The sequence below is a fragment of the Amycolatopsis jiangsuensis genome (genome assembly GCF_014204865.1).
Taxonomy (GTDB): domain Bacteria; phylum Actinomycetota; class Actinomycetes; order Mycobacteriales; family Pseudonocardiaceae; genus Amycolatopsis; species Amycolatopsis jiangsuensis.
Window position 1 is genome coordinate 1,219,516 of sequence record NZ_JACHMG010000001.1, and the last position, 24,067, is coordinate 1,243,582.

Sequence of the window (24,067 nt, forward strand, 5' to 3'; positions counted from 1 at the left end):
CTCCGGCCCCACACGACGGCGGGGCCGCCCGAAAAACCGGACGGCCCCGCCACCACACAAGCTCACTCCTTCTCGGCAGCGCCCCCCGACGACCCCTTGTCGTCCTTACCGGGCTTCTCCTCGCCACCGGACGCGCCCTCCTTCGGCTCCGGCAGCAACGCGTCCAGCGCCGCACCGGACAACCGGCGGAACGACCGCCTCGGCCGAGCCCGGTCCAGGACCGCCACCTCCAGCTTGATCTGATCCGCCTCCGCCGCCGCACCGTTGCCGTTCGACGACGAGGTCGACGACGAGGTCGAAGTCGCCCGCAGACCCTCGATCGCCGTGGCCAGCGCGGTACGCAGATCGTGCTCCGGATCCACCACGTCCTTCAGCTTCGTACTGATCGGCTCGGTCTGGCCACCCATCACCACGAACGGCGACTCGTCGAAGATCGAGCCGTCGAACGTCAACCGGTACAGCTGGTCCTCGGCCGAGGTCGCCCCCACCTCGGCCACGCACACCTCCACCTCGAACGGCTTCAGCTGCTCGGTGAAGATACTGCCCAGCGACGCCGCGTACGCGTTCGCCAGCGCCCGCGCACTCACATCCCGCCGGTCGTACTGGTAGCCCTTCAGATCCGCATGCCGGATCCCCGCCACCCGCAGGTTCTCGAACTCCGAGTACCGGCCCACCGCGGCGAACCCGATCCGGTCGTAGATCTCCGACACCTTGTGCAACGTCGCCGACGGATTCTCCGCCACGAACAGCACCCCGCCGGCGTACTTCAGCACCACCACGCTCCGGCCGCGCGAAATCCCCTTCCGCGCCAGCTCGGAACGCTCCCGCATCAACTGCTCGGGAGAGGCATACAACGGCATCGTCACGGTGTCGGCTCCACGTTCTCCGGCGTACCGGCGCTCGAATGGTCAGCGTGCAGGAACATCGGCGGACTCAGCTCGGCCGGTGGTGCGTGCGCTCGGCCCGGCCGGCCACGACCGCCTCCGCCACCGCCCCGGTCCGCTCCGCGGGCAGCTGCACCGCACCCTGTTCCGCGGTGATCGTGATGACGTTCGGAAAGATCCGCCGCACCAGGTCCGGACCACCACTCGCGGTGTCGTCGTCCGCCGCGTCGTACAACGCCTCCACCGCGGTCCGCACCGCCGCTTCCTCGTCCGCATCCGGGTCGTACAGCTTCTTCAGCGCCGACTTCGCGAACAGCGAACCCGAACCGACCCCCGCGTAGCCCGCGTTCTCCTCGTACCGGCCACCCGCCGGGTCGTACGACACGATCCGGCCGGCGTGCTTCGCGTCCTCGGCCTCCAGGTCGTACCCCACGAACAGCGGCACCACGGCCAGCCCCGCCATCGCCATCTCCAGGTTGGCCTTCACCATCCCGGCCAGCTTGTTCGTCTTGCCGTCCAGCGACAGCGACACACCCTCGATCTTCTCGTAGTGCGCCAGCTCCACCGCGTACAACCGGACCATCTCCACGGCCAGCCCCGCCGTCCCGGCGATACCCACCGCCGAGTACTCGTCGGTGACGTGCACCTTCTCGATGTCCCGGCTCGCGATCAGGTTCCCCGACGTCGCCCGCCGGTCACCCGCGATCAGCACCCCACCGGCGAAGGTCAGCGCGACGATCGTGGTGCCGTGCGGTACGTCCAGACCCGCGTCAGCCGGCACCCGCCGCGCCGGCAGCAGATCGGGTGCGGCCACCCGCAGGAAATCCGCGAACGACGACGAAGCCGGCGAGAAATAAGCCGACGGCAGGCCGGTCCCCGAAAAACCCGCCCCAGCGGAGGTGTTGTCCATACGTGCTCTTGGTTCCCATCTCTCCCGTGTCCGGTGCCGGCCACGTCCGCCAGGACGCCCCCAGCACCGGGCTAGCCTGCCACCCCGTGCACCCCGCGGCACCGGCCCCGCTCCGGGACCGGCACCACGGACGAACGGCTACTCGCCGCCCTTCTGCACGTAGGCGCGGACGAAGTCCTCGGCGTTCTCCTCCAGCACGTCGTCGATCTCGTCGAGGATCGTGTCCACATCCTCGCCGAGCTGCTCGCGCCGCTCCTGGCCCGCCGCTCCGGTCGCCTCGGACTCCTCGTCGGAGTCCCCACCACCGTGCTTCTCGATCTTCTCCTGCGCCATGTCGCCTCCCGGTGTGGCCGTTGTCCCTAAGCCTACCGAGCGGGCCGGACAATCGGTGCCCACGCGCCCGCCACAATGCCGGTTTCGGCTAGTCCGAACCGGTGATCGCCTCGACCAGCTCCTCGGCCGTCGCCGAAGCGTCCAGCAACTTCCCGACGTGCGCCTTCGTCCCCCGCAGCGGCTCCAGCGTCGGAATCCGCACCAGCGACTCCCGGCCCACGTCGAAAATCACCGAATCCCACGACGCCGCCGCAATCGACGTCGCGTACTTCTCCAGCGCCCGGCCCCGGAAGTACGCCCGGGTGTCCGACGGCGGCGTGGTCACCGCCGCCCGCACCTCGTCTTCGGTGACCAGCCGCTTCATCGAACCCCGGGTGACCAGCCGGTTGTACAGCCCCTTCGCCAGCCGCACATCCGAATACTGCAGATCCACCAGCCGCAACCGCGGCGCACCCCAGGCCAGCTGATCCCGCTCCCGGTACCCCTCCAGCAGCCGCAGCTTCGCCGGCCAGTCCAGCCGATCCGCACACTCCGCCGGGTCCCGCGCCAGCGCGTCCAGCACCTCACCCCAGACCCGCAGCACCTCCTTCGACGACTCGTCCGCGCCGGTGCGCTCCAGATTCGCCGCCGCCACCTCGTGATAGGCGAACTGCAGGTCCAAACCGGTGAACTTCTTCCCGTTCGCCAGCTCGACCTTCGTCTTCAACGTCGGATCGTGGCTGATCCGGTGCACCGCACGCACCGGCTCCTCCAGCTTCAGATCGTCGAACCGCACACCCGCCTCGATCAGGTCCAGCACCAGCGCCGTCGTCCCGACCTTCAGATACGTCGAGTACTCCGCCAGGTTCGCGTCCCCGACGATCACGTGCAGCCGCCGGTACTTGTCCGCGTCCGCGTGCGGCTCGTCGCGCGTGTTGATGATCCCGCGCTTGAGCGTCGTCTCCAGCCCGACCTCGACCTCGATGTAGTCCGCGCGCTGCGAGAGCTGGAAACCCGCCTCCTCGCTCTGCTGCCCGATCCCCACCCGGCCGGACCCGCACACCACCTGACGCGACGCGAAGAACGGCGTGAGCCCCCCGATCACCGCGGTGAACGGCGTCGACCGCGCCATCAGGTAGTTCTCGTGCGTGCCGTAACTGGCACCCTTGCCGTCCACGTTGTTCTTGTACAGCTGCAACGGCGCCTGCCCCGGCACGGTGGCCGCCTTCAGCGCGGCCTCCTCCATCACCCGCTCGCCGGCCTTGTCCCAGATCACCGCGTCCCGCGCGTTCGTGACCTCCGGCGCCGAGTACTCCGGATGCGCGTGATCCACGTACAGCCGGGCACCGTTGGTGAGGATGACGTTCGCCGCCCCCAGATCCTCCACGTCCGGATCGTTGCCCGGCCCGCCCGGACCGGTCAGGTCGAACCCGCGCGCGTCGCGCAGCGGCGACTCCACCTCGTAGTCCCAGCGCGCCCGGCGCGCCCGGGGGATGTCCGCCGCCGCCGCGTAGGCCAGCACCACCTGGGTCGAGGTGAGCACCGGATTCGCCGTGGCGTCCCCAGGCACGGAGATGCCGTACTCGACTTCGGTTCCCATGATCCGCCGCATACCCACCACCCTACGGGTTCACCGCGTGCGACGATGCCCCCATGCCAGGCAGTGACGAACTCGTCGCCCGCTATGACCGCGACGGCCACGACATCGGCGCGGCACCACGTTCCCGCGTGCGCACCGAGGGACTCTGGCACGCGGCCGGCGTCGTACTGGTCCGATCGGGCGACGGCCGGTCGGTCTACGTTCACCTGCGCACCGCCGGCAAGGACATCTTCCCGTCCACCTGGGACTGCTGGGCGGGCGGCGTCGTCGCGGCCGGCGAGACACCGGCCGCCTGCGCCCGCCGTGAGCTCGCCGAGGAACTGGGCGTCCACGGAGTGGAACCCACCCCACTGTTCACCCAGATCTACGACGAAGGCAGCGTGCACTGCCACAACTTCGCCTTCGAAGTCCACTGGGACGGACCGATCCGGCACCAGCCCGAAGAAATCGCCGAAGGCCGCTGGATGCCCCTCGACCAGCTACGCGCCTGGGTCGAGGATCCGGCCAGCCCCTTCATCCCGGACGGCCGCGCCGGCATCCGGGAATGGTTCCGCCGCTACGGCTGAACCGCGGCCAGCTTCGCCGCGAGCTTCGGCAGCAACCGCTTCGCCGCGTCCTGCGCCCGCTCCGGCGTACTCGCCGCCACGCTCAACGCGGAGACCACGTTCCCGTTGGCCAGCAACACCGAACAGGTCGCATCCGCACACCACACCCGCTGCTCGGCGACCCCCGGCGCAGTCGGCAGCGCAACCACCTCACCGGCACAGTCCGCGGCCGAAACCACGTCCGCGCCGCGGCGATCCGCGTACGCGGTCACCTCGTGGGTCAGCACCGAACCGCTCGGATACCGCCAGCTCGCCGAGCGCCGCTCCCCGGCCGCGAGCCCGCTCAGGCACCCGGACGCCTGCCCGGCGCCCGGGGTCACGCCCTCCTCGGCAACGTCCTCATCGGACAGCAGGGCCGGCCGCGGATCGACCGCGGCTCGCGAAGGCGACGGGGGCACGGAAACCGGCGCGGGTGCCGGAGGCTGCACGGGGGCACTCGTCTCCGGGGAGGGCGAGGGATCGTCGTAGTAGGTCTCGAGATCGTTCGGCCGGTTCCCGCATCCGGCCAGATTCAGCGCCCCCAGCCCGACGAGGACGGCGACCGCCGGCACCTGCCGATGACGCACCTGCCACCCCTCCGCACACTCCCGCGGCCGGGCCGCCCCCGGGCCCGCGATGCGGCCGAGAGTAGTGCAGCCGCTCAGTTCCACCGGAGGTGGGATCGCTGCGCCCAGTACTCCGCCGGATCCTGCGCCACCTCGCCGAGCCCGGCCACCACGGCACGCGGCACCCGCGTCCCGGCCAGGTTCGCCGCCAGCTGAGTGGGACTCGACGGCCCGAGCACCGCGACGGAAGCCCAGTCCTGCGCGAGCACCGCGGCGACTGCGATCGCATCCGGGCCGACACCGTGCTCCGCGGCCAGCCGCCGCACCGGCTCCGGCGCCTCCACCGCGAGCCGACCGTTCGCCAGCGTTTCCTTGACCAGGACGCGTTTTCCCGCCTCATGCGCCTCGGCGAGCGCCGGCCCGACGGACGGCTCGAGCACGTTCCACGTGGACTGCACCGAGGAGAAGACCGGCTGTCCGGCCACTTCCAGCTCGAACGCCCTCCGCACCGCGTCCGCTTGCGCCGGGCCGGAAGTCGAGAACCCGACCTCGATCCCGTCGGCGGACAGTCCGGCCAGCGCGTCGAGCAACGGCGGATCAGTGAAAAGTGGACTGTCCACAGTGAGCGAATGCACCTGGTACAGGTGGACCTGCGCACCGAGGAGTTCGCGCGTCCGCGCCCACTGTTCCCGGAAGCGCGCCAGGCTGTGTTCTTTCACCTCGTGCACGTCGGCATCGAGCCGCCACTGCCCGACGTACCGATAACCCCATTTGCTCGACACCGTGAGGTCTCGATGACCACGTTCCCGGAGCCAGTCACCGAGAAACTCCTCGGACCGGCCGTAAGAACGCGCGACGTCCACCCAGCGCACCCCGGCCGCGTACGCGTCGTCGAGCACCGCATGGGTCGCCGCCCGCATCGCCGGAACGTCCCGGTCCGCCGGCAGCTCCCGCCCCAGATTCACGTACGCCGGACGGCCGAGCGCGGCGAGCCCCACCGCAATGCGCTGCATCGCTTCTCCCTGTCGGTGCTTGCTTTTTGGTGATTGGGGGATCTTTCCACCCGCCCCCAGCCGTATAGGTTGTTATACACTTTGGTGATGCCGGAGGATGGCGAGCCATTGGCCGGAGTTCTGTGCCTGGCGATGCAGTTTCTCGAGGCGGGCGGCCGGGGCGCGGACGTAGCCTTTGCCGAAGACCGGGGCGATCTGCCGGAGACTCGCGCCCTCTTCGCGAGCGGCGAGCAGGGCCCAGTCGGAGGCGTCGGCGCACGCGGCGGAGGCGCGGCGGAGTTCGCCGAGCAGGTCGATCAGGTCGGGTGCCCCGAGCTCTCCCGCGCGGACGGCGGCGGCCGTGGTTTCCAGCCAGGCGAGAATGTCGGCCTCGGTGACCGGCGGTCGTGGCCGGGTGTCGTCAGTACTCACGAGCCGCAGTATAGAGCGTTATACGCTCGATGCCCGGTAACCGGCCACTCCCCCCCGGCGTGGCCGTCACCCAGCGAAGTCCTTGAGTGACTTACCTCACAGAAGCGCCTCGAGGGCCCGCCGGCCGCTGCCGACGAGCCCTCGAGGAAACGCGTTTACAGGTACTGACCGGTGTTCGTGGCGGTGTCGATCGCCCGCCCCGACTCCTGGTTCTTGCCGGTGACGAGCGTGCGGATGTATACGATCCGCTCACCCTTCTTGCCGGAGATCCGGGCCCAGTCGTCCGGGTTGGTGGTGTTGGGCAGGTCCTCGTTCTCCGCGAACTCGTCCACGATCGCGTCCAGCAGGTGCTGCACGCGCAGACCGGGCTGCCCGGTCTCCAGCACCGACTTGATCGCGGACTTCTTCGCCCGGTCCACGATGTTCTGGATCATCGCGCCCGAGTTGAAATCGCGGAAATACAGGACTTCCTTGTCCCCGTTGGCATAGGTGACCTCGAGGAACCGGTTCTCGTCGCTCTCCTCGTACATCCGCTCGACGGTGTGCTGGATCATCGCGTCGAACGTGGCCTTCTGGTCCCCGCCGAACTCGGTGAGGTCGTCACCGTGGATCGGCAGGCCTTCGGCCAGGTACTTGGAGAAGATGTCCTTCGCGCCCTCCGCGTCCGGCCGCTCGATCTTGATCTTCACGTCCAGCCGGCCCGGGCGCAGGATCGCCGGGTCGATCATGTCCTCCCGGTTGGAGGCGCCGATGACGATGACGTTCTCCAGGCCCTCGACACCGTCGATCTCCGAGAGCAGCTGCGGCACGATCGTGGTCTCCACGTCGGAGGACACGCCCGAACCACGCGTGCGGAAGATCGAGTCCATCTCGTCGAAGAACACGATCACCGGAGTGCCCTCGGAGGCCTTCTCCCGTGCCCGCTGGAAGATCAGCCGGATCGACCGCTCGGTCTCACCGACGAACTTGTTCAGCAGCTCCGGACCCTTGATGTTGAGGAAGTAGGACTTCCCGTCCTCGTTCTGCCCACGGGCCCCGGCGACCTTCTTGGCCAGCGAGTTCGCCACCGCCTTGGCGATGAGCGTCTTCCCGCAGCCCGGCGGGCCGTAGAGCAGCACGCCCTTGGGCGGGCGCAGCTGGTACTCCTGGTACAGCTCCGCGTGCAGGAACGGCAGCTCCACCGCGTCGCGGATCTGCTCGATCTGCCGGGACAGGCCACCGATGTCCTCGTAGCGGACGTCCGGCACCTCCTCCAGCACGAGGTCCTCGACCTCGGCCTTCGGCACCCGCTCGTAGGCGTAGCCCGCCTTGGAGTCCACGAGCAGGGAGTCCCCGGGTTTCAGGGCCTGCTCGGCGAGTGGGTCGGCCAGCAGCACCACCCGCTCCTCGTCGGCGTGCCCCACCACGAGCGCGCGTGGACTGCCGTCCTCGACGTCCGGGGTGAGCACCTCACGCAGAGCACACACCTCGCCGGTGCGCTCGAAATCCCCGCCCTCGACGACGGTGAGCGCCTCGTTGAGTCGCAACGCCTGGCCACGGCGCAGCGACGAGAGCTCCACGGCCGGCGACACCGAAACCCGCATCTTGCGGCCCGCGGTGTAGACGTCCACCGTGTTGTCCTCGTACGAGGCGACGAACACCCCGTAGCCGCTCGGCGGCTGCGCCAGCCGGTCGACCTCCTCACGCAGGGCCAGCAGCTGGCCACGGGCCTCACGCAGGGTTTCTACCAGTTTGGTGTTGCGTTCGGTGAGCTGATTCACCCGCTCCGTCGCCTCGGCGAGGCGTTGTTCGAGTACTCGGTTCTGGCGCGGTGAATCGGTGAGCCTGCGGCGCAGCAGCGCCACTTCTTCCTCGAGAAAACGGATCTGGCGGGCCTGCTCGTCGCTCGCCTGCCCAGCTCCGCTCGTTGCTGAAGGGTCGGCCTCCTCGCGCCGACCTCCGGGAAGGTCATGGTGCATCGGGCACCTCCTCGGAGTGCTTTTCATTCCACGGTACCGGCGATCACCGACAAGAAAAGGCCTTTCCGCATCACAAGATCGGCGCGTCGCTTTTTTCCCGCCCGCCCAGCACGGCGGCGACCACGGCGCAAGCGTCCGTTTCGGTACCCCACAGCGGGTGACCGTCACGGCGTGTTCCGCCGCACTGCTCGGGCATCAGCCGAATACCCCGGCGTCACCACGGCGAACCTCCCGCGGATCCGGTCCGGAATCCGGGCGAAACAGACAGCGTCCGGACTGGCCGTGCCGGTACCGGCAGTGCTGGCTAGCATCCGTCGTGACCACCACCACGGTGGCCGGGGACGACGATGACGAAAAGCAGGGGGCAGCGAGATGACCTACCCGCCGCAGCAGCCCGGGGGCTGGAACCCAGGTGGGCCGCAGCAGCCGAATCCCTACGGGCAGCAGCCCGCGCCGGGACAGGGACAGCCCGGCGGGCAGCCGCAGCCCGGCGGCTGGAACCAGCCGCAGCAGCCCGGGTGGAACCAGGGCGGTCCGCAGCCCGGTGGGTGGGACCAGAGCGGGCAGCAGCCCGGTGGGTGGAACCAGGGCGCGCCGCAGCCGGGTGGCTGGGAGCAGGGCGGACAGCAGGGATGGAACCAGGGCGGGCAGCCCCAGCCGGGCGGCTGGGACCCGAACAACCCCGGACAGCCGGGACAGCCCGGGCAGCCCGGCGGTGGGCCCGGCTTCGGCGGATTCGGCCAGGAACCGCCGAAGAAGAAAAAGACCGGCCTCATCGTCGGGGTCGCGATCGGAGCCGTGGTGGTGATCGGGGCCGCGGTCGGGCTCGTGATCGGCCTGTCCGGTGACGACGACCCGCAGCAGGACAACACCGCCGCCGCGCCGCCGTCGTCGTCCGCGCCGGCTTCCTCGAGCGTGCCGCGGTTCACCGAACCCAGCGGCGGGGCGTCCAGCGCGCCGCCGTCGGCAGGCACGGGCACCGGCGACGGCGAGGCCGCCCCGGGCGGGAAGTCGTCGTCCGGCGAGCTGTTCACCGCGGCGGCCCAGGCGTACAACGACTCCGACGGCGACAGCATCTTCTCGATGCTCTGCACCGAGCTCACCAAGGGGCAGAAGCCCTCGGACGGCAACCTGCCCTCCGGGATCCACTTCGAACTCACCGGCAGCCCGCAGGAAAGCGGTGACCAGGCCACCGTCCGATACCACGTGACCCAGGCGAGCAACATCGCCGACGGCACGATGACCGGCTACCGGCGAGGTGGCTCCTGGTGTCTCGGGAAGGTCGTCGCGGACCACTAGTGAACCGCGGGCTCGTCGCGGCACTCGTCGTTCTCGCCGCGCTCGTGGCAGGCGGATTCCTCGGCCTGCTCCTCGTCGCTCTTCCCGGGTCCGGGCCACCGGCCACCCCGGCACCACCGCCTCCGGCGCCCCGGACGACCCCGTCGTCGCAGGCCCCGGAGGCGGACCGCGTGGCGACCACTGTGGTGGCGAACGCTCTCGTGCACGCCATGTCGGCCGCCGACACCACGGAGTTCGGCGCCCTCGCCTGCCGTCCGCAGACCGCGGAAGCGCTCGCGCGTCTGCAGAGCCGGTGGGATGCCACCGGACCGATGCGGGTCACGCTCGCCGCACCGCCGCTGGTGTCCGGCGACGAAGCCACGGCGACCGTCCACGTGGAAGCCGAGGGAGGACACAAGGACACCGCGTTCCCGCTACGCCGCGAAAACGGCCGGTGGTGCCTCGCGGATTAGGCCTCCGTCGAAAGTGGACCATGCGCAGATCCAGACGGGAGCAGCCACACCGGCGCAGCCGTCGGCCGGCTGGCGCATACCCGACGAAGCGCATCCCCCTCAGCTGACCTACCTGGCTTGGCCGGCAAGCAGCAGCACGACCGGGACGGGCTCGTGGCGCGCCGGATCCTGGAACGCGAGCAGCTGCCCCAGATCCAGGCGACCGTCACCGGCGAAGGACGCGGGATCGAGGTCGACCGGCAGGGCGCTCTGCTGGCGACCGAGAGCTGCTGAGACAACGACAACCGCAATCCCCCGGGCAGTCCACAGCGAGAAGTTCCTGCCAAGCTACGTGAACTACTACGTGTCCCACGGCGCGATCGGCATTCACTGCGCGACCCAGCAGCTTCCCCGGTCGGACTGACCGCGGCTGTAGTGACTCCGGTCGTACCCACCGCCCGCGGCGGAAAGCCGGATCCGGTCAGCCCTTGCCCTTGCTGGGCCGGCGTGACACCCGCGGGGACACCGTGCCGTTGGCCAGCCGGCGCGCGGTCAGCAGGAACGCCGTGTGCGCGACCATCCGGTGATCGGGACGGACGGCCAGTCCGACCACGTGCCAGGGCCGCATCAGCGTCTCCCACGACTCCGGCTCGGTCCAGCACTGCTGTTCCCGCAACGATTCCGTCACCCGGGACAGCTGCGTGACCGTCGCGACGTACACCGTCAGCACCCCGCCCGGCACCAGGTGCTCGGCGACGTTCGGCAGCTGGTCCCACGGGGCCAGCATGTCCAGTACGACGCGGTCCACTTCCCCGCTGTGCGAAGCCAGGTCGGCGACCGTCAGGGTCCAGTTCGCCGGCTTGTCGCCGAAGAACTTCACCACGTTCCGCTCGGCGTGTTCGGCGTGGTCGTCCCGGATCTCGTAGGAGTACACCTGCCCGGCCGGACCGACCGCGCGCAGCAGCGAGCAGGTCAGCGCACCCGAACCGGCGCCGGCTTCGAGGACCCGCGCGCCCGGGAAGATGTCGCCCCACATCACGATCTGCGCGGCGTCCTTCGGGTAGATCACCTGGGCGCCGCGCGGCATCGACAGCACGTAGTCCGGCAGCAGCGGGCGCAACGCGAGGTAGTTGCTGCCGCCGGTGGACGTGACCACCGAACCTTCCGGACGGCCGATCAGGTCGTCGTGCGCGAGCGCGCCGCGATGCGTGTGGTACTCCCCGCCGCCGGCGAGCGTGAGGGTGTAGTGCCGGCCTTTCGAATCCGTCAGCTGAACCCGGTCACCTGCACGAAACGGTCCGCTGACCGACAACTTCTTCCTCCACTGCGCACACGGGACACACCGGGGAGGAATCCTCGCAGGTCGTCCCGCCGGGCCGGTGCCCGGGTGCGGGCTCAGCGCGCGCGGCCGCCGCGGGCGAGCGCGGCCCGCAGGTCCTCGCGCCGCAGCACCCCGGCCGGCCTGCCCTCGTCGTCGACCACGAGGAACTGCCAGGCCGGTGTCTCCCGCACGTGCTCGGCGATCTCCTCCCCCGGCTCCGAGGCCAGCAGCACGGTCTCCGCGCGGATCGGCTCCGCGGCCAGCTCGGCCGGCGCGTGCGGGCTGGTGCCCGCCAGCTGCTGGGCCGCCTGCTCGTCCAGCAGGCCGGCGGCGACCCCGTCCGCCCGAACCAGCACCACGCCACGACCGGCGGAGGCGGCCAGCGCGTCGGACACCGGGCTTTCCGCGGGCAGCTGCAGCACCGGGCGGACCAGCTCGGCCAGCCGCAGTCCCTGCGGCCAGCCCCGGCGGGCCTCGGCGGCCAGCTCGGATCGGGCACCGAGGATCACGAACCAGGCGGTGACCACGCACACGCCCAGCCGCAGCCAGCGGTCCGGGCTCTGCGTCGCCAGTCCCCACAGCGCCCACACGATCAGCGCGGTCGCCACGAGCGCGCCGCCCGCGACCGCGGCCCGGGTGCCCTTGGCCCGCAGCCCGGTCGCCGCCCAGACCCCGGCCCGCACCAGCCGTCCACCGTCCAGCGGCAGGCCGGGCAGCAGATTGAACACGCCGACCGCGAGGTTGGCCACCGCGCATTCGGCGACCAGCAGCCAGACCGCGCCGTCCGGCGGCACGGCGAACATCAGCAGCGCGCAGAACCCGCCCAGCAGCAGGGAAACAGCGGGTCCCGCCGCGGCGACCAGCCCTTCCTGCCCGGGCCGGCGCGGCGAGCGGGCGACCTCGGACAGTCCACCGAGCAGGAACAACCGCAACCGCCGCACCGGAATCCCGAGCCGCAGCGCGACCACGCAGTGCCCCAGCTCGTGCGCCAGCACGGACAGCCCGAGCAGCACCGCGAACGCGGCCGCGAGCAGCCACGAGGTGAGTGTGGAGACGTCCGGCAGCAGCCGCCCGACCAGCGGCGCGTAGAGCACCACGATGATCAGCGAGCCCACCCACCAGGACGGGGCGAGCAGCACCGGCACCCCGCCGACCCGGAACAGCAGGAGCCCCCCGTCCCCGCCGGCGGCCTGCCGGGAGGGCCCGGCACCGGGCTGACTGGTCGCGGCCATGCCGACCAGCGTAGAGGCCCCCATGTGGGAACCGAGTGACCCCGTCCGCGCCGACGGGTGGTGTCGGCCGCGTGGCCGGTCACCGGCGTCGGTCGTGTGGGGTAGCGACGCGTCGGGTGGGCCGTGCGGCCGGGAGTGGGCGCGGCCGCGCCTGGCGCGGCCGAGAGGCGCGTGTACTAGACGTGCCAGTGGGCCTGGTGGTGCGGTGGGCGGCGGTGCCGGACATGAGGCCGCCGGCTGCCTGGTGGGCGAGCAAGCCGAAGCGCGTGCCTGCCGCGAGTGTCTGGCTGCCGGGCGGCCCGGTGCGGCCGAGCCGCGGTGCAGACCTCCAGCCCGTCTGGCCAGACTCCGGCAAGCAATTCCTGGCCGCAAACCCCCGCTCCCTTGACGGACGTAGTTTCCTTCACGGACCGTCACTTGCGCAGGATGCCTTCCGGTGCCGGGCGTGAACCCGCGCGACTCCCGCATTCCGGCCTTGACCGGGAGGCGACTCGCCTCGTCCGCGCGTCGGGGGCGCGGAACTGTCGGTGCCCGGCGTTACCCTCTGGCCATGCCCGATACCGCTACGGCCACCAGTCCCCCGGACGCCCCTGTCCGGAGGCGGCCCGCGTTGTCGCCGTCCCGCGCGAGCGACTTCAAGCAGTGCCCGCTGCTCTACCGGTTCCGCGCGGTCGACCGGCTGCCGGAGGTCCCCACGCGGGCTCAGCTGCGCGGCACGCTCGTCCACGCCGTGCTCGAGCGGCTTTTCGCACTGCCGGCGGCCGAACGCGTCGCCCCGCGCGCCAAGGAGCTGCTCGAGCCCACCTGGGCCGAGCTGTCGGAGACGAGTCCCGAATGGACGGAGCTGTTCGCGGAGAGCGAACCCGGCCAGGTCGACGATTCCCAGCAGGCCGGCAGTTCCGGCCGGAACGGCACACCCGAAGTCACCGCGTGGCTTGCGTCCGCGGAGAAGCTGCTCGACTCCTACTTCGAGCTGGAGGACCCGCGCCGGCTCGAGCCGGAGGCCTGTGAGCTGCACGTCGAGATCGAGCTGGGCTCCGGGGTGCGGTTGCGCGGGTACATCGACCGGGTGGACGTGGCGCCCACCGGCGAGATCCGGGTCGTGGACTACAAGACCGGCGCCGCCCCGCGGGAGATCGGCGAGGCCAAGGCGATGTTCCAGATGAAGTTCTACGCGGTGGTGCTGTGGCGGCTGCGTGGCGTGGTCCCGCGCCAGCTGAAGCTGATGTACCTCACCGACGGCCAGTCGCTGGCCTACACCCCGGACGAGGCCGAGCTGGTGCGCTTCGAACGCACCCTCGAAGCGATCTGGCAGGCGATCCTGCGCGCCGGCAAGAGCGGCGATTTCCGGCCGAACAAGAGCAAGCTGTGCTCCTGGTGCGACCACCAGGCGCACTGCCCGGAGTTCGGCGGCACGCCACCGGACTACCCGGGCTGGCCGGAGCCCGATCCGGGCGACGAGACGGCACTGGACCGGGCCGACTGATGGCCGACGCCTTCTACGTCCCCCTCGACGGCGAGCGATACGCGGCCACCGAGCACACCAGCGGCCCGTGGGACCCGGGCGCGCAGCACTTCGGCCCGCCCTCGGCGCTGCTCGTGCGCGGCCTCGAACGGCTCGAGGCCGCGCGTCCCGCCCAGTTCGCCCGCGTCACCGTGGAGATCCTCGGCCCGGCACCGGTCGCCGAACTCGAGCAGCGGTCCTGGATCGAACGGCCGGGACGTTCGGTCGAGCTGCTGCATTCGGAGCTGTCCGCGAACGGCAGGCCGGTCGCGCGCGCGTCCGCGTGGCGCATCGCGACCTCGGACACCACGGCCATCGCCACCGACGCCGGCCCGTTGCTGCCCACGGCCGCCGCCGGATCGGCCACCACCTTCCCGGACACCTGGCAGGGCGGCTACCTGCAGGCCATCGAATGGCGTTCGGTGCGCGGCGCGGTCTCGGCACCCGGCCCGGCGGCGGTGTGGGGACGGCAGCGAATCCCGCTCGTCGACGGCGAGGAGCCGAGCGGCCTGCAGCGGCTGTTCGCGATCGCCGACTCGGGCAACGGGGTGTCGCACTTCCTCGACACCACGGAATGGTGGTTCATCAACTCGGAACTCACCGTGCACCTGCGGCGGGCACCCGCGGGCGAGTGGATCGGGCTGGACGCGGTCACCCTGGTCGGGCCGCACGGGATCGGCACCGCGACGAGTACGTTGCACGACAGCGCCGGCCCCGTCGGCACCGGCGCGCAGGCACTGCTCGTCCGGCCGCGACAGGCCGGGGGCGGATGAGCCCACCCCGGCCCGCGGGTCCGATACCCTTCGCGGAACGACCGACAAGGAGCGCTCCGGCATGCAGATCACCTCGGTGGTCAACCAGAAGGGCGGGGTGGGCAAGACCTCGCTGAGCGTGGGCGCGGCCGCAGCCCTGGCCGAACGAGGCCGGCGCGTGCTGCTCATCGACCTCGACCCGCAAGGGCACGCCACCACCGAGATGCTCGGCCTGCCCGAGACCCCGGCCGACGGCCCCAGCCTGGCCAAGGCGCTCACGAAGCTGTGGAAGGGACCGGTCGAGGAGCTGGCGCTCGCGCACCCCCGCAGCAACATCGGCCGCGGCGGCACGTTCGACGTGGTGCCGACCTCGCCCGGGATGTTCGACCTGATCCGCAGGCTCGACCAGTTCCGGGTGCCCGGCTGGCAGCTGGCCCGGGTCATCCAGTTCGCGCACTACGACCACGTGGTGATCGACTGCCCGCCGGCGCTCGACGTGCTCACCAACAACGCGCTCGCCGCCTCACACGGCATCCTCGTACCGGTCCAGCCGGACAAGACCAGCATCCGCGCCCTGCGGCTGCTGGCCGACCAGGTCCGATACGTGGAACAGACCACCGGCCGCGGCCCGATCTCCTGGTACGGCATCGTGCCCGGCCTCTACCGCCGGCCGATCTCGCACTATGCGGCCGCGGCACTGCAGGAAATGTTCTCCTTCGGCGTGCCGATGCTGTCGCACGTACCCCTCGGCGTGGTCATGAACGAAGCCGCGGCGAACGGCGTCCCGGTCACCACCTACGCACCGGAGACGATCCAGGCGGTGTCGTTCCGCGAGATCGCCGAGACACTCGACGGCTACCTCGCGCAGAACCCCGGCCCGACCGAAGTCCCCGCGGACGACGAGTTCGTGTTCGAGGACTTCATCTCCGACGTCGCGGTCGCCCGCAACGCCAACGACAACGGCGCCCGCAAAAAGCTCTACGACCTGATGCCCAAACGCAGAAGGTAGCGGTTGTTTCCTTCCCGGTGTGACCGGCCCGGGGCCGGGCACACCGCTCAGTGCAGAAACCGGCGCGATCCCGCGGGACGTGGCCGAAACCGTAGTCCACAATGGATGTTCCAGCGCAGCAGAGACGATTGCTGGGGCTTGGGGACTGGCTACAGGCGGCAGGAGCGGATGTCGGAGGCCAGGATGGCTTTGGCGCCGGCTTCGGCCAGTTCGTCCATGATGCGGTTGACTTCCTTGCGCGGCACCATCGCACGCACCGCGACCCAGGTCTCGTCGGCCAGGGGCGCGACCGTCGGCGACTCCAGACCGGGCGTGATCGCGATCGCGCCGTCCAGCAGCTCCCGCGGGCAGTCGTAGTCCAGCATCATGTACTGCTGCGCGAACACGACCCCGCGCAGCCGCGCCGCCAGCTGGGCCTTCGCCTTGTCCTGCCCGCTGCCTGCGCGCTGCAGCAGCACCGCTTCGGACACGCAGATCGGATCACCGAAAGCGACCAGATTGTGCTGACGCAGCGAACGGCCGGACTCGACCACGTCGGCGATCGCGTCCGCCACGCCGAGCTGGATGGAGATCTCCACCGCGCCGTCGAGGCGGATCACCTCGGCCTCGACGCCGTGCCGGGCGAGGTCGTCGCGGACCAGCCGCGGGTAGGACGTGGCAAGCCGCTTGCCGTGCAGATCTCCCGGTTTCCAGTCCCGGCCGACGGGAGCGGCGTAACGGAAAGTGGAGCCGCCGAAGCCCAGCGCGAGCAACTCCTCCACCGGGGCGCCCGAGTCCAGGGCCAGATCGCGGCCGGTGATGCCCAGGTCCAGTTCCCCGGAACCGACGTAGATGGCGATGTCCTTGGGCCGCAGGAAGAAGAACTCGACCTCGTTGACCGGATCGAGGACGGTCAGGTCCTTGCCGTCATGGCGCTTGCGGTAGCCCGCCTCGGCGAGCATCTCCGCCGCGGCGGCGGAAAGGGCTCCCTTGTTCGGCACGGCAACACGCAGCATTTCGCTGTCTCCTCGATCTCCGGTACGGATGCGCGTCAGAGGTAGCGGTACACGTCCTCGGTCGAGATCCCCCGGCCGAGCATGAGCACCTGAACCCGGTACAGCAGTTGCGAAATCTCCTCGGCGAGCCGGTCGTCGGACTCGTGCTCGGCGGCGATCCACACCTCGCCCGCCTCTTCGAGCACCTTCTTGCCCTGTGCGTGCACCCCGTCGTCGAGGGCGACGACGGTGCCGGATCCGTCCGGACGGGTACGCGCGCGCTCGGCAAGCTCGGCGAACAGCTCATCGAAGGTCTTCACGGAGAGCGATCCTTCCATCCCGCGCGCGCCCGCGCCGCCTCGGGTGACCCGGAAGCCGCCGAGGTCACACCTGCGCCAGCAGCGCCGCCAGCGCGGGCACGTCCACACCGGCCAGCGACTCGCGGAACACCCGCCGGGGACCGGGCGGCACGTCGACGTCGTTGGGGACGACCAGGACCGCGCACCCGGCTCGTTCGGCCGCCTCGGCCCCCGGCGGCGAGTCCTCGACCGCCACACAGCGCGCCGTCGGCACGCCGAGCAGCTCGGCGGCCTGCCGGTACGGGCGCGGCAACGGCTTGTTCTCCCCACCGACCTCGTCCCCGCACACCGTGACGTCGAAGAAATCACGGCCGATGGAGTTGAGCGCCAGCTCGGTGAGCGCTCGTTCGGTCGAGGTGACCAGCGCCGACCGCAGCCCTGCGGCGCGGACCGCCGCCAGCGCTTCGCGGGCACCGGGCCGCCACGGCAGCGCCCCGTCGAACAGGCCCGCGGTCCGGCGGCGGATCCACTCGCCGGTCTCCGCCACCGACTGGTCGGTCACCGGACGGCCGGTCTCCCCCAGCAGCACGGTCGCGGTGGCGTCCATGTTCGAACCGACCAGCGTCAGCCGGGTCTGCTCGGACAGCGTCCCACCGAGCATCTCGGCGGCCTCGTACAGCGCGACGTCCCACAGCTTCTCGGAATCGACGAGGGTGCCGTCCATGTCCCAGAGGACGGCCTCCAGTCCGTCCGGCGAGGACGGTGCAGTCACGGTTTCTCCTTCTCCCGGGGCCCGGCGGCCCGACGGCCGTTCTGCTCCAGGGTCCCACGCGGACCCGGGTGAGCGGCGCCACACCGGCACCGCACCGGGACCCGTCCAGGACCGGGCCGCACGGTGACGCGCCCGGCCGGGCACGCTGCGCAGCGTAGGGGCGGGAGGTCGTAGGCTGGTCAGGTGAGTGACCCAGTCGAGCAGACCCCCCGACCCGGCGACCCGGATCGTGAACGTCCGGAATCGAACCGTCCCCTCATGGTCGTCGCCTTCGAGGGCTGGAACGACGCCGGCGACGCGGCCAGCCATGCCGTCGAACACCTCCAGCTGACCTGGGACGCGACCCCGCTGGCCGAGGTGGAGCCGGACGAGTACTACGACTTCCAGGTGAGCCGCCCGTCGGTGCGGCTGGTGGACGGCGTGAGCCGCCGGATGGAATGGCCCACCACCCGCCTGTCGGTGTGCCGGCCGGAGGGACTGGACCGCGACGTCGTACTCGTGCAGGGCCCCGAACCGAACATGCGCTGGCGCGCCTTCTGCGCGGAGCTGGTCGAGCACGTGGTGCAGCTGGACGTGGAAACGGTGGTCGCGCTCGGCGCGCTGCTCGCCGACACCGCGCACACCCGGCCGGTTCCGGTCACCGGGACCGCCTACGACAAGGAGACCGCGAGCCGGTTCCACCTCGAGCTGAACAACTACCAGGGGCCGACCGGCATCGTGGGCGTGCTGCAGGACTACTGCGTGCAGGCCGGGGTGCCGTGTGTGTCGGTCTGGGCCGCGGTGCCGCACTACGTGTCGCACCCGCCGTCGCCGAAGGCCACGCTGGCGCTGCTGCACAAGCTGGAGGACGTGCTCGACGTCGAAATCCCGCTAGGTGCGCTGCCCGAGCAGGCCGAGGAGTGGCAGCAGACCGTCAGCGAGATGGCCGACGAGGACGAGGAGATCAGCGAGTACGTGCGCGGCCTCGAGGAACGCGGCGACGCGGAGACCGACTTCACCATGGAGGAGGTCTCCGGGGACAAGATCGCCGCGGAGTTCGAGCGCTACCTGCGCCGGCGCCGCCCCGGCCCGGACAGCGGCGGATTCGGCTTGCGCTGATCCCCGCTCCGGAAGAGCCGCTCAGCAGCTACGGCGTGCCCGGCCCGCCGCCGGTGGAGCACCGGGCCGCCGCGGTGGCCGGGTCGCCATCGTCCCAGGCCGCGATCTTTTCGAGCAGTCGGCCACGAGAGCCAGGTGGTCGTGCGCGTCGCGGATGCCCAGCTCGGCCGGCTCGATGTCGCGTCGCGGATGCCCACCAGGCCACCGTTCAAGCGCTGAGCAGCTTCCGGACCGGCACCGCGCCGCGGGCGCGGCGGCTCCACTCCCGCGGGTAGCCGAGTGAGACCTCCTCGAAGCGGACGCCGTCGGCCGAGGTGGTGCGCGGGATGTGCAGGTGCCCGTACACCGCCAGGTCGGCGCGGTAGCGCAGGTGCCAGTCCTCGGTCTCGGTGGTGCCGCACCAGAGCGCGAACTCCGGGTAGTACAGCGGAGCCGTCGGATGCCGGTGCAGCGGCCAGTGCGACATCAGGATCGTGCGGTGGCTCGCCGGGATCGCGTCCAGCCGGTCCCGGCTGACCTTCAGCCGCGCCTCGCACCAGGCCGCCCGGGACGGATACGGGTCCGGATGCAGGAAGTACTCGTCGGTGCACACCACGCCGGCCTCGCGGGCCTGCTCCAGCGCCACCTCGCGGCTCTTGCCCTCGGCCGCGGGAGTCCGCCAGCTGTAGTCGTAGAACACGAACAGCGGTGCGATGGTGAGCGGATGAGGGCCGTGGTCCCACACGGGGAACTCGTCCTCGGGGGTCAGCACGCCGATCTCCCGGCACTGCTCGACCAGGAACTCGTAACGGGCCTGGCCCCGCAGCTGGCATTCGTCCTTCGGCGTGGTCCACAGCTCGTGGTTGCCCGGCACCCAGACCACTTTCGCGAACCGCTCCCGGAGCGTGGCGAGCGTGTCCCGGATGACCGGCGCACGTTCCCCCACGTCCCCGGCGACGAGCAACCAGTCGTCCGGTCCGTCGGGCACGACCCGGTCGACGAGCGGCCCGTTGCCCTCATGGGTCACGTGGAGGTCGGAGGTGGCGAAGAGAGACGGCACTGCTCCACCGTAACGACTTCCGTGGCGGAAGAACGCCGGAACCACCCCAACAACAGCAGACCGGCCGCCGCGTGGGCCGCGGCCTGCACGTTCAGCAGCACATCGAGGCCGGTCACGGCGACGAGCGCGCCGGCCACCATGAACAGACCCGCGTACACACCGAGCGTCGTGGTGACCACCGGCAAGTTCCAGATCACAGCGGACAGCACACCCATCGTGAGCAGCCCCCATCCCTGCAATGCGACCGGAGCGATCCGACGCGCGACCGCGGCCACGGCGAAGCCCGCGACGAGCCCGCCGATCGCCTGTACCCCGCGCAGCAACCCGGCGTCCGCCTCGCTGCCGGCCAGGACGTCCAAGACGAACATGACGAACAGCACCAGAAACATGCCCTGAGCGACCGACGTCAGCAGCGTCGAGATGCTCGGCACCCGCAGCTGCTGACGCCGCAGCTCCCGAAAGCCTGCCAGCCACTCCGTCCGGCGCCCGGCCGCCGGCGCCCGGGGTGCTCGGGACGGCCGGCCGTGGAACGGCACCGCGAGCAGCGCCCCGGAGACGGCGAGTGCGGCGAGGTAGCCCAGCACGACCTCGGCCAAGCCGCCCCGGTCGAGCAGCACTCCCCCGGCCCAGCCACCGGCGAGCCGGGCGACGTTGCCGTTGACGCTCATCAGGCCGTTCGCCGTGGTCACGTCCTCGACGCCGACCAGCTCCGGCACCAGAGCGTTCCGCGCCGGCTCGAACACCGAGGCGAGCCCCGCCTGCACGGCCATCACCAGGTAGATCCCCGCGACCGGCAAGCCCCGCGCCAGCAGCGGCAGAACTGTCACGACCTGTCCCAGGCACACCACGGCCAGCAGCAACCGCCTGTCCCAGCGGTCGGCCGCCACACCGGCGAGCGGGCTGAGCAGCACCGCCGGAAGCAGCCCGAGGACGATGCTCAGCGCTGTGGTGACCGCGGAACCCGTGCTGGTGAACAAGTACACCGGCAACGCGACCTGGAGCATCCACTCCGCGGTCTCACCGAAGAACGCCGCCACCCACAGCCGCGAGAAGGCCGGAATCGCGAGAAGCCGTCTCACGACGCCGGCTTCCCGTCGTGCCTGATCCGGCGGAACGCACGCAACCCCAGGTACACCGGGCGCGCGTCGGCGGGGGCGTCCGTCCGGATCGTGCTGACGTACGGACGCACCAGCTCGTCGATCTTCCGCTGCAACTCCGCCAGCTCCGCCGCCGACACGCGCATCGAATACGACGCGAGGCCGCTTGCCGCCTGCCACTCCGGATCGAGTTCTTCGACGGTGTCCAGATAACGCTGGGTCAGTTCCTGTTCCTCGCCCAGCTGCGTGCCCACCACGGCCAGGTGCGCCGCGGTGAGCGCCGGATCGGCGCCCGGTTCGCCGAGTTCGAGTCCGACCTGCAGCGCACGCCACGGACGTTCCCGGCCGTCGCCGGCGTCGGCCCGTTCGACGAGCCCGTGCCCCGCGAGCTGACGCAGGTGCCAGCTGCAGTTGGACGCCGTGGACCCGACCGCCTCGGCGCATTCGCTCGCGGTGGCCGCACCGGTGGCCATCAAGTACTGCAGCAGCGCCGAGCGCAGCGGATGTGCCAGCGCACGCAGCAGCTCAGCGTCGTCGACCCGCTTGCGCGGTGGCAGTCCGGCCATCGTCCACCCCTTTTTGAAGTAAATCTTTCGAAATGTTCCTTTCAGATTGATGGACCGCCTGGTACGACGTCAAGGCACTTCGCTAACCTCACGGGCAGTCACTGCTTCAGGCAGCGACTGCGCTCATCAGCCACTCTCCTGTCGAGGAATCCGCCCGTGCCGCACCAGCGAGAACTCGCCACCACCGCCGCGCTGACGCTGCCGCGGTTCGTCAGTTCCGTGGTGCGGTTTCATGCCGGGGTGGCCGACCGGCTCGGCGTGACCGCCACCGAACTGCACTGCCTGCAGCTGGTGCACAGCGGCGTCACCGACTCCCCCACCGAGCTCGCCCGGCAGCTCGGGCTGACCACCGGCGCGTTCACCCGCATGCTCGACCGGATGGAGCGGGCCCGGCTCGTGGAGCGCGTTCCCGATCCGGCCGACCGGCGCAGGTTGCGGGTCCGCGCGCGGCCCGAGCGGATGGCCGAGCTGACCGACCTGTACGCCCCGCTGGCCCACCGGCTCGGCGAGAAGCTGGCGAAGTTCGACCGGCGGCAACTGGCCGCGCTCGTCTCGTTCCTCACCGACGGCGAAGCGGCGGCCGACCGCGCCGCGGCCGGACTGCGCGACGGCGAGGCCGGCGAAATAACCGGTTGACCGATCGCGGGGTGCCCCGGCTACCGTGGGCGCCATCATGAACAGCTGAGCCGAGCCCTCCCCGTACCGAGGCCTCGCGCGGTCGAGCCCCGCTCCCGCGCGGCAGTGCCCGTCGGGGCCAGCATGTCCGTTCAGGCCCGGTGATCACGTATGCATACCTTCCTCCAAGCCACCGACCTCGTTTTCGGCTACGGCGCCCGTACCGTGCTCGACGGCGTCTCGCTCACCGCACCTCCCGGCCGCCGGATCGGTTTGGTCGGCGAAAACGGCGCCGGCAAGTCCACGCTGCTGCGTCTGCTGGCCGGGCTCGAAGTGCCCCGCTCCGGGGAGATCGTGCGCGGCGACGACGTCGGATTCCTGTTCCAGGAACTGCCGTTCGCCGGGACCGCCACGGTGGCCGACGTCCTCGACGACGCGCTGACCGAGATCCGCACCGCCGCGGCCCGGCTCGACGTGCTGGCCGGCGTGCTCGCCACCGATCCCGGCGAGCCCGCGGCGCTGAGTGAATACGGCCGGGTCCTCGAATGGGCGCAGGCACACGACCTGTGGGACGCGGACCGGCGCGCGGACCTCGTGCTCACCGGTCTCGGGCTCGGGGGCGTCCGCCGCGACCGCACGCTGGAGACGCTGTCCGGCGGCCAGCGTTCCCGGCTCGGGCTCGCCGCACTGCTGGTCCGCCGTCCGGGGACGCTGCTGCTCGACGAACCGACCAACCATCTGGACGACCCGGCGATGGAGTTCCTCGAACGGCACCTCGGCGACCTGGCCGGGGTCGTCGTGCTCGCCTCACACGACCGGGTCTTCCTCGACGCCGTCTGCACGGACATCGTCGACCTGGAGCCGGTCCCCGCCGACCGCCGCGTCGGTGGCGCCACCCGCTACGGCGGCGGCTACACCGGCTACCTCGGGCAGAAACGCGCCGAGCGGGCCCGATGGGAGCAGCGCTACACCGAGGAGCAGGACGAGCTGAAACAGCTGAAGGAGTCGGTCGACGTCACCGCACGGCGGGTCGCGCACAACCGCCCGGCCCGGGACCCGGCGAAGACGCTCTACGACCGCAAGGGCGGGCGGGTCCAGAAGCAGGTTTCCCGGCGAGTGCGCAACGCCCAGGCGCGGCTGGACGCGCTGGAGCGCGAGCAGGTCCGCAAGCCACCCACTCCGCTGCGGTTCCGGGCCACGCTGACCGCGAGCACGTCCGGCGAAGGGCCGGCGGTCTCACTTCGCGGCGTGCGGGTGCCGGGCCGGGTCGCGCTCGACCGGCTCGACGTGGACCGTGCCGCCCGGCTCCTGGTGACCGGCGGCAACGGCGCGGGCAAGTCCACCCTGCTGTCCGTGCTCGCCGGACGGCTCGACCCGGCCGCCGGGACCGTCCACTTCGGACCCGGTGTCCGGGTGGGGCTGCTGGAACAGGATGTCACGTTCGCACGGCCCCGCCGCAGCGCGCACGAGGTGTACCGCGAGGCGGCCGGCGACGCGGCACCCCCGCTGTCCGCACTCGGCCTGCTTCCGCCTCGCGAGCAGGGCCGGCCGGTAGGTGAGCTGTCCGCAGGGCAGCGCCGGCGGCTCGCGCTGGCCGTACTCCTCGCCGAACCGCCGGACGTGCTGTTGCTGGACGAGCCGACCAACCACCTTTCCCTGACGCTGGCCGACGAACTCTCCGAAGCCTTGGACAGCGCGCCGGGCGCGGTCGTCGTGGCGTCTCATGATCGGTGGCTGCGCCAGCGCTGGGTTGGTGACCAGCTGGAACTGACAGTGGGCCACAACCTGGCCGTATAGGCTGTTATACGGCCAGGCTGGCCT

Annotated in this window: 26 protein-coding genes; 10 read left to right on the forward strand and 16 right to left on the reverse strand. The window is 71.1% G+C overall.

Going from position 1 to position 24,067, the window contains the following annotated elements; translation table 11 throughout:
- Positions 1-62: 62 nt before the first annotated feature.
- From prcA to dop, 4 genes are all read right to left on the reverse strand, one after another.
- Complete coding sequence (gene prcA, locus BJY18_RS05410) at positions 63-866, reverse strand: proteasome subunit alpha (protein ID WP_184778204.1); 804 nt, start codon at positions 864-866, stop codon at positions 63-65.
- A 67-nt stretch (positions 867-933) separates the two neighbouring features.
- On the reverse strand, positions 934-1,794 hold the full coding sequence (gene prcB, locus BJY18_RS05415) for a proteasome subunit beta (RefSeq protein WP_184778206.1): 861 nt from the start codon (positions 1,792-1,794) through the stop codon (positions 934-936).
- Positions 1,795-1,932: 138 nt separating this feature from the next.
- The gene (locus BJY18_RS05420) at positions 1,933-2,127 is read right to left on the reverse strand and encodes a ubiquitin-like protein Pup (protein ID WP_184778208.1); all 195 of its coding nucleotides are present in this window, start codon (positions 2,125-2,127) and stop codon (positions 1,933-1,935) included.
- A gap of 88 nt (positions 2,128-2,215) precedes the next feature.
- Complete coding sequence (gene dop / locus BJY18_RS05425) at positions 2,216-3,718, reverse strand: depupylase/deamidase Dop (RefSeq protein WP_184778210.1); 1,503 nt, start codon at positions 3,716-3,718, stop codon at positions 2,216-2,218.
- A gap of 41 nt (positions 3,719-3,759) precedes the next feature.
- Here dop and BJY18_RS05430 point away from each other — a divergent pair, with 41 nt between their 5' ends.
- Positions 3,760-4,272 (forward strand): NUDIX hydrolase, encoded by a 513-nt coding sequence (locus BJY18_RS05430; RefSeq protein WP_184778211.1) that lies wholly within the window; start codon positions 3,760-3,762, stop codon positions 4,270-4,272.
- Here the strand turns inward: BJY18_RS05430 and BJY18_RS05435 are convergent.
- The 4 genes from BJY18_RS05435 to arc form a co-directional block, all read right to left on the reverse strand.
- Positions 4,263-4,877, reverse strand: a complete 615-nt coding sequence (locus BJY18_RS05435; protein WP_184778212.1) for a hypothetical protein — start codon at positions 4,875-4,877, stop codon at positions 4,263-4,265. The genes BJY18_RS05430 and BJY18_RS05435 overlap by 10 nt on opposite strands.
- A 74-nt stretch (positions 4,878-4,951) precedes the next feature.
- Positions 4,952-5,869, reverse strand: a complete 918-nt coding sequence (locus BJY18_RS05440; protein ID WP_184778213.1) for an aldo/keto reductase — start codon at positions 5,867-5,869, stop codon at positions 4,952-4,954.
- A 72-nt stretch (positions 5,870-5,941) separates the two neighbouring features.
- On the reverse strand, positions 5,942-6,280 hold the full coding sequence (locus BJY18_RS05445; protein WP_184778214.1) for a hypothetical protein: 339 nt from the start codon (positions 6,278-6,280) through the stop codon (positions 5,942-5,944).
- Positions 6,281-6,435: 155 nt separating this feature from the next.
- Complete coding sequence (arc, locus tag BJY18_RS05450; RefSeq protein ID WP_184778215.1) at positions 6,436-8,238, reverse strand: proteasome ATPase; 1,803 nt, start codon at positions 8,236-8,238, stop codon at positions 6,436-6,438.
- A 372-nt stretch (positions 8,239-8,610) separates the two neighbouring features.
- On the opposite strand from arc, the gene BJY18_RS05455 reads away from it, so the two are divergent.
- The 3 genes from BJY18_RS05455 to BJY18_RS05465 all read left to right on the forward strand — a co-directional run bounded on the left by BJY18_RS05455 (position 8,611) and on the right by BJY18_RS05465 (position 10,262).
- On the forward strand, positions 8,611-9,537 hold the full coding sequence (locus BJY18_RS05455; RefSeq protein ID WP_184778216.1) for a hypothetical protein: 927 nt from the start codon (positions 8,611-8,613) through the stop codon (positions 9,535-9,537).
- Positions 9,537-9,989, forward strand: a complete 453-nt coding sequence (locus BJY18_RS05460; protein ID WP_184778217.1) for a hypothetical protein — start codon at positions 9,537-9,539, stop codon at positions 9,987-9,989. The genes BJY18_RS05455 and BJY18_RS05460 overlap by 1 nt, the downstream gene beginning before the upstream one ends.
- Before the next feature lie 117 nt (positions 9,990-10,106).
- Entirely contained in the window at positions 10,107-10,262 is a 156-nt protein-coding gene (locus tag BJY18_RS05465; protein ID WP_221457575.1) for an agmatine deiminase family protein, read from the forward strand.
- A 187-nt stretch (positions 10,263-10,449) separates the two neighbouring features.
- Here BJY18_RS05465 and BJY18_RS05470 read toward each other — a convergent pair whose 3' ends face one another.
- Positions 10,450-11,280: a tRNA (adenine-N1)-methyltransferase gene (locus tag BJY18_RS05470; RefSeq protein WP_184778218.1), complete on the reverse strand. Its 831-nt coding sequence runs from the start codon at positions 11,278-11,280 to the stop codon at positions 10,450-10,452.
- Between the two features lie 83 nt (positions 11,281-11,363).
- Positions 11,364-12,521 (reverse strand): M50 family metallopeptidase, encoded by a 1,158-nt coding sequence (locus tag BJY18_RS05475; protein WP_184778221.1) that lies wholly within the window; start codon positions 12,519-12,521, stop codon positions 11,364-11,366.
- A 550-nt stretch (positions 12,522-13,071) separates the two neighbouring features.
- On the opposite strand from BJY18_RS05475, the gene BJY18_RS05480 reads away from it, so the two are divergent.
- The 3 genes from BJY18_RS05480 to BJY18_RS05490 all read left to right on the forward strand — a co-directional run bounded on the left by BJY18_RS05480 (position 13,072) and on the right by BJY18_RS05490 (position 15,786).
- A complete protein-coding gene (locus BJY18_RS05480) occupies positions 13,072-14,007 on the forward strand; it encodes a RecB family exonuclease (RefSeq protein ID WP_184778223.1) in 936 nt (311 codons plus the stop codon).
- Complete coding sequence (locus BJY18_RS05485; protein ID WP_184778225.1) at positions 14,007-14,798, forward strand: thioesterase family protein; 792 nt, start codon at positions 14,007-14,009, stop codon at positions 14,796-14,798. Before BJY18_RS05480 ends, BJY18_RS05485 begins: the two co-directional genes overlap by 1 nt.
- 61 nt (positions 14,799-14,859) lie before the next feature.
- Positions 14,860-15,786: a ParA family protein gene (locus BJY18_RS05490; protein WP_184778227.1), complete on the forward strand. Its 927-nt coding sequence runs from the start codon at positions 14,860-14,862 to the stop codon at positions 15,784-15,786.
- Between the two features lie 149 nt (positions 15,787-15,935).
- Here BJY18_RS05490 and hisG read toward each other — a convergent pair whose 3' ends face one another.
- The 3 genes from hisG to BJY18_RS05505 all read right to left on the reverse strand — a co-directional run bounded on the left by hisG (position 15,936) and on the right by BJY18_RS05505 (position 17,831).
- Positions 15,936-16,781, reverse strand: coding sequence for an ATP phosphoribosyltransferase (gene hisG, locus BJY18_RS05495; protein WP_184778229.1), 846 nt, complete (start codon positions 16,779-16,781; stop codon positions 15,936-15,938).
- Positions 16,782-16,816: 35 nt separating this feature from the next.
- Positions 16,817-17,080, reverse strand: coding sequence for a phosphoribosyl-ATP diphosphatase (locus BJY18_RS05500; RefSeq protein ID WP_184778231.1), 264 nt, complete (start codon positions 17,078-17,080; stop codon positions 16,817-16,819).
- A gap of 64 nt (positions 17,081-17,144) precedes the next feature.
- Complete coding sequence (locus tag BJY18_RS05505) at positions 17,145-17,831, reverse strand: HAD family hydrolase (protein WP_184778234.1); 687 nt, start codon at positions 17,829-17,831, stop codon at positions 17,145-17,147.
- 183 nt (positions 17,832-18,014) lie between these two features.
- On the opposite strand from BJY18_RS05505, the gene BJY18_RS05510 reads away from it, so the two are divergent.
- On the forward strand, positions 18,015-18,929 hold the full coding sequence (locus BJY18_RS05510; RefSeq protein WP_184778235.1) for a PAC2 family protein: 915 nt from the start codon (positions 18,015-18,017) through the stop codon (positions 18,927-18,929).
- A gap of 208 nt (positions 18,930-19,137) precedes the next feature.
- Here BJY18_RS05510 and BJY18_RS05515 read toward each other — a convergent pair whose 3' ends face one another.
- Genes BJY18_RS05515 through BJY18_RS05525 form a run of 3 tightly spaced genes read right to left on the reverse strand, consistent with a single transcriptional unit; the run spans position 19,138 to position 21,631 of the window.
- Positions 19,138-19,968: a metallophosphoesterase family protein gene (locus BJY18_RS05515; protein WP_184778238.1), complete on the reverse strand. Its 831-nt coding sequence runs from the start codon at positions 19,966-19,968 to the stop codon at positions 19,138-19,140.
- The gene (locus BJY18_RS05520) at positions 19,932-21,047 is read right to left on the reverse strand and encodes an MFS transporter (protein ID WP_184778240.1); all 1,116 of its coding nucleotides are present in this window, start codon (positions 21,045-21,047) and stop codon (positions 19,932-19,934) included. The genes BJY18_RS05515 and BJY18_RS05520 overlap by 37 nt, the downstream gene beginning before the upstream one ends.
- Positions 21,044-21,631: an ArsR/SmtB family transcription factor gene (locus BJY18_RS05525; RefSeq protein WP_184778242.1), complete on the reverse strand. Its 588-nt coding sequence runs from the start codon at positions 21,629-21,631 to the stop codon at positions 21,044-21,046. The genes BJY18_RS05520 and BJY18_RS05525 overlap by 4 nt, the downstream gene beginning before the upstream one ends.
- A gap of 156 nt (positions 21,632-21,787) precedes the next feature.
- Here BJY18_RS05525 and BJY18_RS36670 point away from each other — a divergent pair, with 156 nt between their 5' ends.
- Both BJY18_RS36670 and BJY18_RS05535 read left to right on the forward strand, forming a co-directional pair.
- The gene (locus BJY18_RS36670) at positions 21,788-22,267 is read left to right on the forward strand and encodes a MarR family winged helix-turn-helix transcriptional regulator (protein WP_184778244.1); all 480 of its coding nucleotides are present in this window, start codon (positions 21,788-21,790) and stop codon (positions 22,265-22,267) included.
- Between the two features lie 150 nt (positions 22,268-22,417).
- Entirely contained in the window at positions 22,418-24,043 is a 1,626-nt protein-coding gene (locus BJY18_RS05535; RefSeq protein ID WP_184778246.1) for an ABC-F family ATP-binding cassette domain-containing protein, read from the forward strand.
- Positions 24,044-24,067: the final 24 nt, after the last annotated feature.

Bases quoted from the DNA above. Each gene is read 5' to 3' on its own strand.
- hisG (WP_184778229.1), bottom strand. From the start codon at position 16,781: ATGCTGCGTGTTGCCGTGCCGAACAAGGGAGCCCTTTCCGCCGCCGCG.
- BJY18_RS05430 (WP_184778211.1), top strand. From the start codon at position 3,760: ATGCCAGGCAGTGACGAACTCGTCGCCCGCTATGACCGCGACGGCCAC.
- arc (WP_184778215.1), bottom strand. From the start codon at position 8,238: ATGCACCATGACCTTCCCGGAGGTCGGCGCGAGGAGGCCGACCCTTCA.
- dop (WP_184778210.1), bottom strand. From the start codon at position 3,718: ATGCGGCGGATCATGGGAACCGAAGTCGAGTACGGCATCTCCGTGCCT.
- BJY18_RS05535 (WP_184778246.1), top strand. From the start codon at position 22,418: ATGCATACCTTCCTCCAAGCCACCGACCTCGTTTTCGGCTACGGCGCC.
- BJY18_RS05440 (WP_184778213.1), bottom strand. From the start codon at position 5,869: ATGCAGCGCATTGCGGTGGGGCTCGCCGCGCTCGGCCGTCCGGCGTAC.
- BJY18_RS05480 (WP_184778223.1), top strand. From the start codon at position 13,072: ATGCCCGATACCGCTACGGCCACCAGTCCCCCGGACGCCCCTGTCCGG.
- BJY18_RS05490 (WP_184778227.1), top strand. From the start codon at position 14,860: ATGCAGATCACCTCGGTGGTCAACCAGAAGGGCGGGGTGGGCAAGACC.
- BJY18_RS05485 (WP_184778225.1), top strand. From the start codon at position 14,007: ATGGCCGACGCCTTCTACGTCCCCCTCGACGGCGAGCGATACGCGGCC.
- BJY18_RS05525 (WP_184778242.1), bottom strand. From the start codon at position 21,631: ATGGCCGGACTGCCACCGCGCAAGCGGGTCGACGACGCTGAGCTGCTG.
- BJY18_RS05420 (WP_184778208.1), bottom strand. From the start codon at position 2,127: ATGGCGCAGGAGAAGATCGAGAAGCACGGTGGTGGGGACTCCGACGAG.
- BJY18_RS05455 (WP_184778216.1), top strand. From the start codon at position 8,611: ATGACCTACCCGCCGCAGCAGCCCGGGGGCTGGAACCCAGGTGGGCCG.
- prcB (WP_184778206.1), bottom strand. From the start codon at position 1,794: ATGGACAACACCTCCGCTGGGGCGGGTTTTTCGGGGACCGGCCTGCCG.
- BJY18_RS05475 (WP_184778221.1), bottom strand. From the start codon at position 12,521: ATGGCCGCGACCAGTCAGCCCGGTGCCGGGCCCTCCCGGCAGGCCGCC.